The sequence below is a fragment of the Tepidicella xavieri genome, from assembly GCF_004363315.1.
Lineage (GTDB): Bacteria > Pseudomonadota > Gammaproteobacteria > Burkholderiales > Burkholderiaceae_C > Tepidicella > Tepidicella xavieri.
On record NZ_SNYL01000021.1, the window covers coordinates 1 to 13,592 of the forward strand.

Sequence of the window (13,592 nt, forward strand, 5' to 3'; positions counted from 1 at the left end):
GACGGCTCAGCATCTGCTTCGATCCCGTCATGTGAAACGATATTGACCCTCAACTCGTCGCCACGAACGAGTGGGCGGGGTAGTGCAGAGGTTCCCTAACGCTGCTTGTGTCTTGAAGCGCTCGCTGCCATCTTGGCAGGCTCACGGTCCTTTCATCAACACCTGCCAGCCCTCGGGTCCCAGGCGGCGCAGCGTCTCGAGGTTGCGCTCGACGATGGCGTCGGCGCTGTCGCCACTGGCCACGGCGCGGTCGATGCTGGCTTCGCGCAACAGGTGCAGCGTGGGGTATGGCGCCCAGTTGGTGGCGTTGGTGATGTCGTCGGGCTCGGTGCCTTCGAACTGGAAGCGCGGGTGGAAGGGGGCCACCTGCAGCACCCCTTCCAAGCCGTGTTCGGCGATGACGCCATCGACCACGTCCAGAAAATCATTGAACACCTCGAAGTCCGGGAACAGGGTGGGATGGACCAGCAGCGTGGTGTCGATCTGCTCGGGCGACGTGTCGCGCAGCAGCAGCAACTCCCGGTCGAGGTCATCGAGCAGGCCGTCGAGGTGCCGCGCCCGGCTGACCACCAGCCGGACTTGGTCTTTGACGTACACCGCCTTGGCAAAAGGGCACAGGTTCAGGCCGATGACGGCACGCTCGATCCAGCGGCGCATGTCGGCCAGCACCTGGGCTTCGTCCGGCGCAGCGGGGGACAGGCAGTCGGCCACCGGCAGTTCCTTCAGGTCAGGGACTTGAAGCGCAGCCGCTTGGGCCGCGAGCCTTCCTCACCCAGGCGGCGCTTCTTGTCGGCTTCGTACTCGGTGAAGTTGCCGTCGTAGAAATACCACTGGCTGTCGCCCTCGTAGGCCAGGATGTGGGTGCAGATGCGGTCGAGGAACCAGCGGTCGTGGCTGATGACCAGGGCCGAGCCGGCAAACTCCAGCAGGGCCTCCTCCAGCGCGCGCAGGGTTTCCACGTCCAGGTCGTTGGAGGGTTCGTCCAGCAACAGCACATTGCCGCCTTGGGCCAGCGTCTTGGCCAGGTGCAGCCGGCCGCGCTCCCCCCCCGAGAGGTTCTTGACCAGTTTCTGCTGATCATTGCCCTTGAAGTTGAAACGGCCGATGTAGGCGCGGCTGGGCATGACGAATTTGCCCACGGTGATGTTGTCCAGCCCGCCCGAGACGTCTTCCCACACCGTCTTGTCGCCGTCGAGCGAGGCGCGACTCTGATCGACGAATGCCAGCTTGGCGGTCTGGCCGATGAGGATTTCGCCGCTGTCGGGCTTTTCCACGCCCTGGATCATGCGAAACAGCGTGGACTTGCCCGCCCCGTTGGGGCCGATGATGCCGACAATGGCGCCAGCCGGGACGTTGAACGAGAGGTTGTCGATGAGCAGCCGGTCGCCAAACGATTTGCTGACGTTTTTGAATTCGATGACCTGCGAGCCCAGGCGCTCGGCCACGGGGATGAAGATCTCGTTGGTCTCGTTGCGGCGCTGGTATTCGACGTCGCTGAGCTCCTCGAAGCGCTGCAGGCGCGCCTTGCTCTTGGCCTGACGCCCCTTGGCGTTGGAGCGCACCCACTTGAGTTCTTCTTTCATGGCCTTGATGCGGGCATCCTCGGCCTTCTGCTCCTGCTCCAGGCGGCGCTCCTTCTGGTCCAGCCACTCCGAATAGTTGCCCTTGTAGGGGATGCCGTGGCCACGGTCCAATTCCAGAATCCATTCGGCGGCGTTGTCGAGGAAGTAGCGGTCGTGGGTGATGGCCACCACGGTGCCGGGGAAGCGCTGCAGGAATTGTTCCAGCCAGTGCACGCTCTCGGCGTCGAGGTGGTTGGTGGGTTCGTCCAGCAGCAGCATGTCGGGCTTGCTCAGCAGCAGCCGGCACAGCGCCACGCGGCGCTTCTCGCCGCCGGAGAGGTTTTTGATCTGAGCATCCCACGGCGGCAGGTTCAGCGCGTCGGCGGCGAGCTCCAGCTGCAGGTCGGTGTTCTCGCTGCCGGCGGCGGCGATGATGGCTTCAAGCTCGGCCTGCTCGGCGGCCAGCGCATCGAAGTCGGCATCGGGCTCGGCGTAGGCGGCATAGACCTCCTCGAGCCGCTGCTTGGCGGCCAAGGCCCCGCCAATGCCCTCCTCCACGGCCTGGCGCACCGTCTGCTCGGGGTTGAGCTCGGGCTCCTGCGGCAAGTAGCCGATCTTGATGCCCGGCATGGGGATGGCTTCCCCTTCGAATTCTTTGTCCACGCCCGCCATGATCTTGAGCAGGGTGGACTTGCCCGAGCCGTTCAAGCCCAGCACCCCAATCTTGGCGCCGGGGAAGAAACTCAGGGAAATGTCTTTCAAGATCTGCCGCTTGGGCGGCACGGTCTTGGAGACGCGGTTCATCGAAAAGACGTATTGGGCCATGGTGTTTTTCGCAACAAAAAAACGGCACCCGAACGGGCGCTGACCCCTCGATTATCCCTTTATGCGACAATAGCGGCGTGCGCACCTTCAGTCAGTGCCACATCAGCGCCCAGCTGGGGCTTGTCCTGCCCAGGCAGGTCCGTCCGAAACAAGCCCGTTTTTCTCGACCCATCAGCCACCTGACTGGCTCGCGCCTACCGGCGCGGGAAGCGGCCGATACCCTTGCGCCCAGGATGGGCGCCATCGACATACATGACATTCGAAGAACTGAAATTGGCCCCGGCCATTCTGGAGGCCGTGCGCGAGCAAGGCTACGAAACACCCACCCCCATCCAGGCTGAAGCCATTCCGGCCGTGCTGGCCGGTCACGACCTGCTGGCCGGCGCCCAGACCGGCACCGGCAAGACCGCCGCCTTCACCCTGCCCATGCTGCACCGCCTGCAAGACGGCTGGGAAGCCCCCAAGCGCGGCCACGGCCGCCCCATCCGCGCGCTGGTCTTGACGCCCACCCGCGAACTGGCCGCCCAGGTCGAGGAATCCGTGAAGGCCTACGGCAAGCACCTCAAGCTCAAGTCGGCCGTGATTTTCGGTGGCGTGGGCATGAACCCGCAAATCGAGAAGCTCAGCAAAGGCGTGGACGTGCTGGTGGCCACCCCGGGCCGCCTGCTCGATCTGGCCGACCAGGGCCACCTGGACTTGAGCCAGGTGCAAATCCTGGTGCTGGATGAGGCCGACCGGATGCTGGACATGGGCTTCATTCACGACGTCAAGAAAGTCCTCAAGCTCCTGCCTGCCGACAAGCAGAGCCTGCTGTTCTCGGCCACCTTCAGCGACGAGATCAAGGAACTGGCCAACGGCTTGCTGCGCCAGCCGAAGCACATCCAGGTCACGCCGCCCAACACCACGGTGCAGCGCATCCAGCAGACCATCCACCCGGTGGGCCGTGGCAAGAAGAAGGCGCTGCTGGTGCACATCATCAACCAGCACAACTGGAGCCAGGTGCTGGTGTTCACCCGCACCAAGTTCGGCGCCAACAACGTGGCCGAATACCTCAACAAACACGGCATCAGCGCGATGGCGCTGCATGGCAACAAGAGCCAGACCGCCCGCACCCAAGCCCTCGAAGGCTTCAAGAGCGGCGCCATCCGCGCGCTGGTGGCCACCGACATTGCCGCCCGTGGCATCGACATCGACGACCTTCCGCACGTGGTCAACTACGACATCCCCAACGTCTGCGAGGACTATGTCCACCGCATCGGCCGCACGGGCCGCGCCGGGGCCGAAGGACAGGCCGTCAGCCTGGTGAGCTTGGATGAAGAAGGCTTCATGATGGCCATCGAGAAGTTCACCCAGCAGCAAATCCCGGTCCAGATCTTCCCCGAGTTCATGCCGGAGCCCGGCGAGAAAGCCGAGCCCATCGCCATGGGACGCCAGACCCTCTGGGGCGGCGCGGGCAAGCCGCCCAGCCGCGAGGTGATGGCCGCCGCGGCCAAGGCGGCGCGGCAAGAGATGATGGAGCGCATCCGGGAGAAGAAAGCCCAGGAACGCCAAGCCAAGCCGGCGAGCCAGCCACGGACCGAGAGCGCCTTCCCCGAGGACGAGGAAGGGCTGGACGACGACCAGCCGCCACGCCTGCTCGACGCGCCCAACGCCCAGCCCGGCGGTGGCCGCCGCCGCAAGCGCAAGAAGCGTGGAGGCGGCGCGGGCGCGCAGGCCAACGGCGGTCAGCCGCGCCAAGGCGGCAGCGGCCAGCCGCGGGGCAACAACCCGCCACGCCAGCCCGATCCGCTGCGCACCGGCATCGACGCCCTGGGCGAACGCGGGGGGCGCAACCGCCATCGCGGCAACCGCGCCGGCAAAGGCGGCGGCGGCATCGACCCGCTGCGCACCAGTTTCGGCCGCATCAAATAACCCATCATCCACGGCCCACCTGGGCGAAACCGGCTCATGGCGCTAACATGGCGCCATGACACGACACATTTCATTCGGACTGGAAGGCCGGGTCGCCATCGTCACCGGTGGTGCCCAAGGCATCGGTGAGGCTTGCGTGCGCCGCCTGCGGCAGGAAGGCGCGCAGGTGGTGATTGCCGATGTGGCCAGCGAAGCCGGCAACCGGCTGGCTGGCGAAACGGGCTCGGCCTTCATCCATGCCGACGTGGGTAACAAGATGCACGTCGATGCGCTGGTGGCGCAGACCCTGCAGCGACACGGCCGCATCGACATCCTGGTCAACAACGCGGGCATCTTCAAGGCCGCCCCTTTCCTGGAGGTGACCGAGGCGGACTTCGACGCCGTGCTGCGCGTCAACCTCAAAGGCGCTTTTCTGGTGGGGCAGGCGGTTGCGCGTGAAATGGCCCGCCTGGGGCAAGGAGGCGCCATCGTGAACATGAGTTCGGTCAATGGCACCCTGGCCATCCCCACGATCGCCAGCTACAACGTCAGCAAAGGCGGCATGAACCAGCTCACCCGGGCAATGGCGCTGGCTCTGGCGGATCACCGCATCCGCGTCAATGCGGTGGCGCCGGGCACCATCGCCACCGAACTGGCCGCCCAGTCGGTGCTCACCAGCGAAGAGGCCCGCCTGAAAATCCTCAGCCGCACCCCCATGAAACGCTTGGGCGAACCCGCCGAAGTGGCGGACGTGGTGTGCTGGCTGGCCAGCGACGCAGCCAGCTATGTGACGGGCGAGATCGTGACGGTGGACGGTGGCCGCATGGCGCTGAACTACACCGTGCCGGTCTGAGGGCCTGACGGAGTCTGAGCCGGCGGGCTCGGCTGTCCGGCCTGAGGCGCCAGCGGTCGATCGAACAGCTTGCCCAGCAGGTCGATGGGCAGCGGCAACACCACGGTGGTGGCCCGATCGCCAGCAACCTGGGTCATGGTTTGCAGGTAGCGCAGTTGCATGGCTTCGGAGCGCTGCGCCAGCATGGTGGCGGCATCGAGCAAAGCCGCGGCCGCCTGTTTTTCGCCTTCGGCGTGGATGACCTTGGCACGCCGCTCGCGCTCGGCCTCTGCCTGCCGGGCAATGGCCCGCACCATCGACTCGTTGAGGTCGATGTGCTTGATTTCGACGTTGGTCACCTTGACCCCCCAGGCATCGGTCTGGGCATCGAGGATCTGCTGCACATCGAGGTTGAGCCGTTCGCGCTCGGCCAGCATCTCGTCGAGCTCGTGCTTGCCCAGCACCACCCGCAGCGTGGTCTGCGCCAGTTGGCTGGTGGCCAGCAGGTAGTTTTCTACCTGGATGATGGCTTTTTCGGGATCGACGACCCGAAAGAACACCACGGCATTGACCTTGACCGAGACATTGTCGCGCGAGATCACGTCCTGGGGCTCCACATCCATGGTGACCACGCGCAAATCCACCCGCACCATCTGCTGTAAGCCCGGAATCACGATCACCAGCCCTGGGCCTTTGACCTTCCAGAACCGGCCCAACTGGAACACCACGCCACGTTCGTATTCGCGCAGCACCCGCAGCGACGAGGCCAGCACGATGATGAGTACGGGGATGAGCACCCCAGCGAGTCCGATGTTGAAGTCCATGAACATGTGATGCCTCCTTGCAGGGATGGAAACGATCAGCCCGAGGGGGTGGCCGGAGCACCGTCGAGGGGTTCGACGTCCAGCACCAGGCCAGCAATCCCCGTCACCCGGACCGACTGACCGACGGCCAGCGGCACGGCGGCGCGGACCTGCCAGCGCTCGCCATGGACCAAGGCCCAGTACTGGCCGTGGGCCTGGGCCGTGACCCGCCCGACGGCGCCCAGCATGTCCTCGCGCCCACTGACCACCCGGGCGCGCCGCGCCCGCAGGGCCATGTGGCCCGTGACCAGCACCGCGGCCGCTGCCGTCAGTGAAATGCCAAACAGCAAAGGCAGTGGCACGCCCATCCCCGGCACGTCGCCGTCGAACAGCAGCAGCCCGCCCGCAATGAACGCGATCACGCCGCCGACGCCCAACACCCCGAAAGCCGGGGTGAGCAATTCCGCCGCCAGCAGCGCAAAGCCCAGCAGAATCAGCGCCAGCCCGGCGTAATTGACCGGCAGCATCTGCAAGGCAAACAGCGCCAGCAACAAGCAAATGGCGCCCACCGTGCCGGGCAAGCCGAAGCCGGGCGAGGTGAACTCGAAAATCAGCCCATAAATGCCCACCATGAGCAACACCAGCGCAAAGCCCGGGTTGGCGATGACGCTGAGCAGGCGGTGCCGCCAGTCCGCAGGCTCATGGATCACGAGCAGCCCCTGGGTGCTCAAAGTGCGCTCGCCCTGCTCCAGCCGTACCACCCGGCCATCGATCTGCGCCAGCAAATCGGCCAGATCGACGGCCACCACATCCACCACGCGCTGCGCCAAGGCTTCGGCCGCCGTGAGGCTGACCGCTTCGCGCACGGCACGCTCGGCCCACTCGGCGTTGCGGCCGTGCTGCTGTGCCAGCCCACGAATAAAGGCCGAAGCGTCGTGCACCTGTTTGGCCGTCATGGCATCGGCGGGGGCTCGCGGGGGCGCAGAAGGGTCCTGGCTCTCCGGGGAATCCTGGGGCTTGCCGTCACCGGCTGGCGCGGCGGGCTTGGGCGCGCCCGGCATGCCGATGGCCACCGGCGTGGCCGCGCCGAGCGTGGTCGCCGGCGCCATGGCCGCCACATGACTGGCATAGAGAATGAAAGTGCCGGCACTGGCCGCGCGCGCGCCCTGCGGGCTGACATAGGTCACCACCGGCACTGGCGAAGCCAGCACCGCCTGAATGATCTGCCGCATGGAAGTGTCGAGCCCGCCGGGCGTGTCCAGTTCAAGGACGACGAGGGCCGCGCCTGCGCTGGCGGCCTTCTGAATGCCGCGAACCACATAATCGGCACTGGCCGGACCGATGGCGTCGCGCACGGTCAGCACCTTGGCAAAGGGGGCCTGGGCAGCGGCCGACAGCCACATGCCCACCATCAGCAACGCGCCAGCGAGCAGCCATCGCCAGAGCCACTGACGACGCGCTGGGGGAGGAAACACCGGTATCATGATCCACCTCCCTGCCATTCGACATCAGACGTGCGGCGGCGTCAACCCGCTGGCGCGGACCGCATGCCATAGACCCGATCCCCCAGGAACAGGTATTCGGCACGCAGCACGGCGTCGCCCCGCTCACCCACGAAGGTGAAGCCGATCACCGCCACTGGGGTGCCATCGGTGATTTCGGGCACCCGCCACTGGTTCATGCGCGTCAGCGGCGCCAGTTCCACCTCCCAGCGCGGATCGCGCCGATCCGGCAGACGCGTGTTGGCCAACAGGGCTTCGGTATCGACCCGGGCCATCTGGGTCGGCAGGCGGCGCGCGGTCAGGTCGGCAGGCAGGGCCAGGTTGGGCGCGAGTTCCAGCGTGAATTCGGCGTGGGGATTGCGCCAGCGCACTTGACGGGCCACCCCCTCCAGGTACAGGGGGCGGTTCTGATCGAAACTGCTCCACCCATGGTGGGCGTGGGCCAGCCAGGGCCAGCCTGCCCAGGCCACGGCGGCTCCGCAGAGGCCGCGCAAAGATTCCCGACGGTTCATGGTGACACGCTCCTTTCTCAGGCGATCAGATGTAGGCGATCCAGCGGCCAGCCAGCAAGATGCCGATCCACAGCAGGGCCGACAGCAGCATCAGGAGCCGGGCCGTGAGGTCGAGCCGATGCAGGGAACGCCGACCGTGGAACCAGGCCGCATTGCAGCCCGCCAACAGCAGCAACGCCATTTTGGTTAGGAAGGCCCGATTGGCCAACAGTTCCTCGGGTTGCGTGGCAAACATGAGCAATCCGCTGCCGGCGGCCAAGGCAAAGCCCAACGCCACCAGCACCAGGCTCAACCGTGCCAAGGCCGACACGGGCAACTGGGCCGCGCCACCCCAGACGCGCACCTCCAGCGCCATCAGATTGCCAATGATGAGCGCAATGCCCCACAGGTGCACCACCTCCAGCAAGGGATAGGCCCAGGGATGGGCCGACAGAGCCGTGAACATGCCACCAAGCCTACCGCAGGACGGCGCGGCGCGCAGCCCCTCAGGCCCATGCCCTGCCAGGAATTGGCAAACCCGGCACAATCGCGGGCATGAGAATCCTGCACACCATGTTGCGCGTGGGCAACCTCCAGCGCTCGATCGACTTTTATACCCAGGTGCTCGGCATGACGCTGCTGCGCACCTCCGAAAACCCGGAGTACAAGTACTCGCTGGCCTTTTTGGGCTTCGACGGCGGCAACCCCGGCCAGGCCGAGATCGAGCTGACTTACAACTGGGGCGTGGAACAGTACGAGATGGGCACGGCTTACGGCCACATCGCCATTGGCGTGCCCGATGTGTACGCCGCCTGTGAAAAAATCCGGGCCGCTGGCGGCCAGATCACGCGCGAGCCCGGGCCGGTGAAGGGCGGCACCACGGTCATCGCTTTCGTGACCGACCCGGACGGCTACAAGATCGAGCTGATCCAGCGCGAGGCGGACGCTGGCGGCGTGGGGTTGCGCTGAGCGGTCTGCGACCCAGACTGCGATTCAGAGCGTTTCCGCCCCACCCAGGTACGGGCGCAAGGCCGGCGGCACGGTGATGCTGCCGTCGGCGTTCTGGTAGTTTTCCAGCACGGCCACCAGCGCCCGGCCCACGGCCAGGCCGGAGCCGTTGAGGGTGTGGAGCAGTTCGTTCTTGCCCTGGGCGCTCTTGAAGCGGGCCTGCATGCGGCGGGCCTGGAAGGCTTCGCAGTTGCTGACCGAGCTGATTTCGCGGTAGGTGTTCTGCGCGGGCAGCCAGACCTCCAGGTCGTGGGTGCGGGTGGCGCCAAAGCCCATGTCGCCCGTGCACAGCAAGACCACCCGATAGGGCAGACCAAGCTTTTGCAGCACGGCTTCGGCGTGCCGGGTCATCTCCTCCAGCGCTTCGTAGCTTTTGTCGGGATGGACGATTTGCACCATCTCGACCTTGTCGAACTGGTGCTGGCGGATCAGGCCGCGCGTGTCGCGCCCGGCGGCCCCGGCCTCCGAGCGGAAGCACGGGGTGTGCGCGGTGAGTTTGATGGGCAGGTCGGCCTCGGCCACGATGGCGTCGCGCACGAAGTTGGTCAGCGTCACCTCGCTGGTGGGGATGAGGTACATGGCGGTGTCGTCATCGCCCTCCTGCCCGCCTTTTTTGGCGGCAAAAAGGTCGGCCTCGAATTTGGGCAGTTGGCCGGTGCCACGCAGCGTGTCGGCGTTGACGATGTAGGGGGTGTAGCACTCGGTGTAGCCGTGCTCCTGGGTCTGCACGTCGAGCATGAACTGGGCCAGCGCCCGGTGCAAGCGCGCCACCTGGCCCTTGAGGACGACGAAGCGCGAGCCGCTGAGCTTGGCGCCGGTTTCGAAGTCCAAGCCCAGGGGCTCGGCCAGCTCCACGTGATCCTTGGGCGTGAAGCCCCGCTCGGGCGGGTTGGCGCCGAAACCGCCCTGGGGAGCCCAGCGGCGCAGTTCGACGTTGCCGTGCTCGTCCGCGCCCACGGGCACGCTGTCGTGCGGCAGGTTGGGCACGGCCATCAGCAGGGCCTGGAGTTCGGCCTGGATTTGGTCGAGCCGCGCGGCGGAGGCTTCCAGCGTGCCCTTGATGTCGGCCACTTCGGCCATGACGGCGTCGGCCTCGGCGTGCTGGCCTTTGCCCTTGAGCATGCCGATCTGCTTGGACAGGCTGTTGCGACGGGCCTGCAATTCTTCGGTTTTGACTTGCAGGGCCTTGCGCTCGTGTTCGAGGGCGCGAAACGCGTCCACATCGAGGAAGGGCTGGGGATTCTTGCGGGTGAGCAGGCGCGCCACGACGGCGTCGAGGTCTTTGCGCAGCAGGTTGACGTCTAGCATGATGCGGCGATTTTAGGGCTTGCCCCGCCGGGCTTGGGCGGGCCCCGAGGGCGTCATTCGATCTTCAGGCCCTTGGGCAGGGGGAATTTGGTGGTTTCGCGAATGCCATCGAGGCTGCGCACCGACACCGCCCCGAGGGCTTTGAGGCGCTGCACCACGCCCTGCACCAGGTCTTCCGGCGCGGATGCCCCGGCGGTCACGCCCACCCGGGCGCGGCCGGCAAACCACTCGTCGCGCAGTTCGCTGGCGTCATCGACCATGAAAGCGGGCACGCCCAGGCGCTCGGCCAACTCGCGCAGGCGGTTGGTGTTGGAGCTGGTGGGGCTGCCGACCACCACCACGGCGTCCACCTGCCGGCTCATGAGCTTGACGGCGTCTTGCCGGTTCTGGGTGGCGTAGCAGATGTCCTGCTGCTTGGGCTCGCGGATGTTCGGGAAGCGCGCCTTGACGGCGGCGGTGATCTCGGCGGCGTCGTCCACGCTCAGCGTGGTCTGCGTGACCACGGCGAGCTTGTCCGTCTGGGCGGGCTGCACCTTGGCCACGTCGGCCACGTCTTCCACCAGGTGGATGCCGCTGTCGAGCTGGCCCATGGTGCCTTCAACCTCGGGGTGGCCCTTGTGACCGATCATGATGAATTCGTAGCCTTCTTTGTGCAGCTTGGCCACTTCGACGTGGACCTTGCTGACCAGCGGGCAGGTGGCGTCGAAGATGCGAAAGCCGCGCCGCTGGGCCTCGCGCTGGATGGCCTGGCTCACGCCGTGGGCGCTGAACACCAGCGTGGCGCCGGGGGGCACCTCGTCCAGTTCTTCGATGAAGATGGCGCCGCGTGCCTTGAGATCATTGACCACATGGGTGTTGTGCACGATCTCGTGCCGCACATAGATGGGGCGGCCGAATTTTTCCAGCGCGCGCTCGACGATCTCGATGGCGCGATCCACCCCGGCGCAAAAGCCACGCGGCTCGGCCAGCAGCACTTCCTGCACAGACGTTGGGGCGCTGGGCATCACAGCACCCCGATGATCTGCACCTCGAACCGCACGGGCTGTCCGGCCAAGGGGTGGTTGAAGTCGAACAGCACGGCGCCGTCTTCGCGCACCTCGCGCACGGCACCGGCATAGCTGCCCAACCCGTCGGGCGTGGGGAACTGCACCACGTCGCCCACGGCATAGCGCTCGTGCGGGTCGCCCAACTCATCCAGCAGCTTGCGCGCCACCCACTGCACCATCTCGGGCTGACGCGGCCCAAACGCCTCGCCAGCGGCCAGTTCGATGACGGTGTGGGCGCCCTCCTCCAGCCCGATGAGGCGCTGCTCGATGGCCGGCGACAGTTCCCCACCGCCCAGGCTGAGCGTGGCCGGTTGCGCGCCGAAGGTGTTGATGAGGTCGCGCCCATCGGGCCCCGTGAGGCGGTAATGCAGCGTGAGGAAAGAACCGGGTTCGACGTGGGGCATGTCAGGCGGCCGCGCAGGCACAATTCGGGGAAAGCCGATATTGTAAAAACCCAGGGAGTGAATGATGACGTCGATGCCCCTGCCGCTCAAAGGGCTGCCGGCCGATGCCCGGCCACGCGAGAAGCTGCTGCAGCGCGGGCCTGCCGCCTTGAGCGATGCGGAATTGCTGGCCCTGCTGCTGCGCACCGGCGTGCAAGGCAAGAATGTGGTGCAACTGGCTCAGGAACTGGTGGACCGTTTCGGCGGCATTGCCGGCTTGCTGCACAGCGGCGCCGAAGCGTTGGAAACCGTCAAGGGCCTGGGGCCGGCCAAGCGGGCCGAAATCCTGGCCGTGGTGGAACTGGCCCGCCGGGCGCTGGCCCAGCCACTGAAAGAACGGCCCCTGTTCGACACGCCGCAAGCCGTGGCCCAGTATCTGCGGCTGCACCTGGGCCACAAACCGCACGAAGTGTTTGCCGTGCTCTTTCTGGACAACCGGCACCGTCTGCTCGCGCTCGAAGAGCTCTTTCGCGGCACCCTGACGCAGGCCAGCGTGTACCCGCGCGAGGTGGTGTTGCGCGCCCTGCACCACCATGCCGCGGCCGTGGTGCTGGCCCACAACCACCCCAGCGGCGTGGCGGAGCCTTCACGCGCCGACGAGGCCCTGACCCAGACCCTCAAGGCGGCCCTGGCGCTGGTGGATGTGCGGGTGCTGGACCACTTCATCGTCACGGCGCATGACTGCCGCTCGATGGCCGCGATGGGGCTGATCTGAGCCCCGCGGTTTGCCCGAGTGGGCCACACGGCTCGGGCCGCTGCGCGACAATCTCGGCCCATGAAAGTGCGCAGCCTGTCCGAGCTCAAAAGCCTGCAAAAAGCCCTGGCCGAACGAGCCGCCCAGGCCGCGGCGCAGCGGGCCGCGGAAGAAGCCGCGCGGCGTGAGGCCCTGGAGCGCCTGCACCGCGACCGGCTGCTGTTCGAACGCGCCGTGGGCCGGGTGCAGCGACTGCCAGACCACGGGCGCCACGTGGCGCCGACCAGGCCGCTGCCGCCCCAACCGCGGCAACGTCGGCTCGACGAGCAAGCCGTCATGCGCGAGGCGCTCAGCGACGAATTCGATGCCGAAACGCTGCTGCTCACCGACGAACACTTGAGCTTTCGCCGGCCCGGCGTGGGGCCGGACGTGGTGCGCCGCTTGCGGCAAGGCCAGTGGAGCATTCAGGCCCAGATCGACCTGCATGGCCAGCGCACCGACGAGGCCCGCGAATCGCTGGGCCGCTTCATTCGCGAGGCCCACCGCCACGGCTTGCGCTGCGTGCGCGTGGTGCATGGCAAAGGGCTGGGCTCCCCCGGCAAGACGCCCGTGCTCAAAGGCAAGGTGCACAGCTGGCTGGCACAAAAGAGCGAGGTGATGGCTTTCGTGCAGGCCCGCCCGGCCGAAGGCGGCGCCGGGGCGCTGGTGGTGCTGCTGCGGCCAGCTGCGCGCAGCCCGGCTTAGCAGACTGCCATCTGGCCTCACCCCGGCGTGTTGCGCATCCAGTCTGCCGTCTGGAAAAAGCTCTGGTTGAGCCGCTGGCGCAAGTCCTGCGGCACGCCCACATCGCCCATGGCCTGGTCCATGCAGGCAAGCCACTGGTCGCGCTCGATGATACCGATCTTGAACGGCATGTGGCGCATGCGCAGGCGCGGGTGGCCGAAGCGCTCCTGGTAGTGCTGCGGGCCGCCCAGCCAGCCGCAGAGAAACCAGTACAGCTTGTCGCGGGCGCTGTCGAGCGTGGGGCCGTGGCTGGCACGCAGCTCGCGGTAGGCGGGCTCCAGATCCATCAGGTCGTAGAAGCGGTCCACCAGGGCGCGCACGGCGGGCTCGCCGCCGATCCATTCAAAGGGCGTCAGTGCCTGGCCTTGGGCGTTGCGGGGCGGGGGTTCCTGGATCTGCATGGTC

General features: G+C 66.8%; 15 protein-coding genes. 5 read left to right on the top strand and 10 right to left on the bottom strand.

All coding sequences use genetic code 11. The features are described 5' to 3' along the window. Positions 1-141: 141 nt before the first annotated feature. A complete protein-coding gene (locus DFR43_RS12740) occupies positions 142-657 on the bottom strand; it encodes a DUF1415 domain-containing protein (protein ID WP_133599344.1) in 516 nt (171 codons plus the stop codon). A gap of 65 nt (positions 658-722) precedes the next feature. Beyond that, positions 723-2,387: an energy-dependent translational throttle protein EttA gene (gene ettA, locus DFR43_RS12745; protein ID WP_133599293.1), complete on the bottom strand. Its 1,665-nt coding sequence runs from the start codon at positions 2,385-2,387 to the stop codon at positions 723-725. Positions 2,388-2,639: 252 nt separating this feature from the next. Here ettA and DFR43_RS12750 point away from each other — a divergent pair, with 252 nt between their 5' ends. Both DFR43_RS12750 and DFR43_RS12755 read left to right on the top strand, forming a co-directional pair. Further along, complete coding sequence (locus DFR43_RS12750; protein WP_133599295.1) at positions 2,640-4,298, top strand: DEAD/DEAH box helicase; 1,659 nt, start codon at positions 2,640-2,642, stop codon at positions 4,296-4,298. A gap of 55 nt (positions 4,299-4,353) precedes the next feature. Further along, on the top strand, positions 4,354-5,130 hold the full coding sequence (locus DFR43_RS12755; protein WP_133599297.1) for an SDR family NAD(P)-dependent oxidoreductase: 777 nt from the start codon (positions 4,354-4,356) through the stop codon (positions 5,128-5,130). On the opposite strand, the gene DFR43_RS12760 is transcribed toward DFR43_RS12755, so the two are convergent. Genes DFR43_RS12760 through DFR43_RS12775 form a run of 4 tightly spaced genes read right to left on the bottom strand, consistent with a single transcriptional unit; the run spans position 5,112 to position 8,371 of the window. Further along, positions 5,112-5,933, bottom strand: a complete 822-nt coding sequence (locus tag DFR43_RS12760; protein ID WP_133599346.1) for a slipin family protein — start codon at positions 5,931-5,933, stop codon at positions 5,112-5,114. The genes DFR43_RS12755 and DFR43_RS12760 overlap by 19 nt on opposite strands. 35 nt (positions 5,934-5,968) lie before the next feature. Beyond that, on the bottom strand, positions 5,969-7,396 hold the full coding sequence (locus DFR43_RS12765) for an NfeD family protein (protein WP_133599299.1): 1,428 nt from the start codon (positions 7,394-7,396) through the stop codon (positions 5,969-5,971). Between the two features lie 41 nt (positions 7,397-7,437). Then, the gene (locus tag DFR43_RS12770; RefSeq protein WP_245988932.1) at positions 7,438-7,926 is read right to left on the bottom strand and encodes a DUF6152 family protein; all 489 of its coding nucleotides are present in this window, start codon (positions 7,924-7,926) and stop codon (positions 7,438-7,440) included. Positions 7,927-7,951: 25 nt separating this feature from the next. Next, entirely contained in the window at positions 7,952-8,371 is a 420-nt protein-coding gene (locus DFR43_RS12775) for a hypothetical protein (protein ID WP_133599301.1), read from the bottom strand. 89 nt (positions 8,372-8,460) lie between these two features. On the opposite strand from DFR43_RS12775, the gene gloA reads away from it, so the two are divergent. Then, complete coding sequence (gene gloA, locus DFR43_RS12780; RefSeq protein ID WP_133599303.1) at positions 8,461-8,874, top strand: lactoylglutathione lyase; 414 nt, start codon at positions 8,461-8,463, stop codon at positions 8,872-8,874. Between the two features lie 24 nt (positions 8,875-8,898). Here the strand turns inward: gloA and serS are convergent, their stop codons facing one another. From serS to DFR43_RS12795, 3 genes are read right to left on the bottom strand one after another with little or no spacing between them, the layout of a single operon-like run. Further along, a complete protein-coding gene (gene serS / locus DFR43_RS12785) occupies positions 8,899-10,221 on the bottom strand; it encodes a serine--tRNA ligase (protein WP_133599305.1) in 1,323 nt (440 codons plus the stop codon). Positions 10,222-10,274: 53 nt separating this feature from the next. After that, positions 10,275-11,225, bottom strand: coding sequence for a 4-hydroxy-3-methylbut-2-enyl diphosphate reductase (ispH, locus tag DFR43_RS12790; RefSeq protein ID WP_133599307.1), 951 nt, complete (start codon positions 11,223-11,225; stop codon positions 10,275-10,277). Further along, complete coding sequence (locus DFR43_RS12795; RefSeq protein ID WP_133599309.1) at positions 11,225-11,671, bottom strand: FKBP-type peptidyl-prolyl cis-trans isomerase; 447 nt, start codon at positions 11,669-11,671, stop codon at positions 11,225-11,227. The genes ispH and DFR43_RS12795 overlap by 1 nt, the downstream gene beginning before the upstream one ends. A 79-nt stretch (positions 11,672-11,750) precedes the next feature. Between DFR43_RS12795 and radC the strand changes: the two genes are divergently transcribed. Both radC and DFR43_RS12805 read left to right on the top strand, forming a co-directional pair. Then, positions 11,751-12,425, top strand: coding sequence for a RadC family protein (gene radC, locus DFR43_RS12800; RefSeq protein ID WP_133599350.1), 675 nt, complete (start codon positions 11,751-11,753; stop codon positions 12,423-12,425). Between the two features lie 60 nt (positions 12,426-12,485). After that, a complete protein-coding gene (locus tag DFR43_RS12805; RefSeq protein WP_133599311.1) occupies positions 12,486-13,148 on the top strand; it encodes a Smr/MutS family protein in 663 nt (220 codons plus the stop codon). 17 nt (positions 13,149-13,165) lie between these two features. Here the strand turns inward: DFR43_RS12805 and DFR43_RS12810 are convergent, their stop codons facing one another. Beyond that, positions 13,166-13,588 carry a group II truncated hemoglobin gene (locus DFR43_RS12810; RefSeq protein ID WP_133599352.1) on the bottom strand — a complete coding sequence of 141 codons (423 nt, stop codon included), beginning with the start codon at positions 13,586-13,588 and terminating at the stop codon, positions 13,166-13,168. Positions 13,589-13,592: the final 4 nt, after the last annotated feature.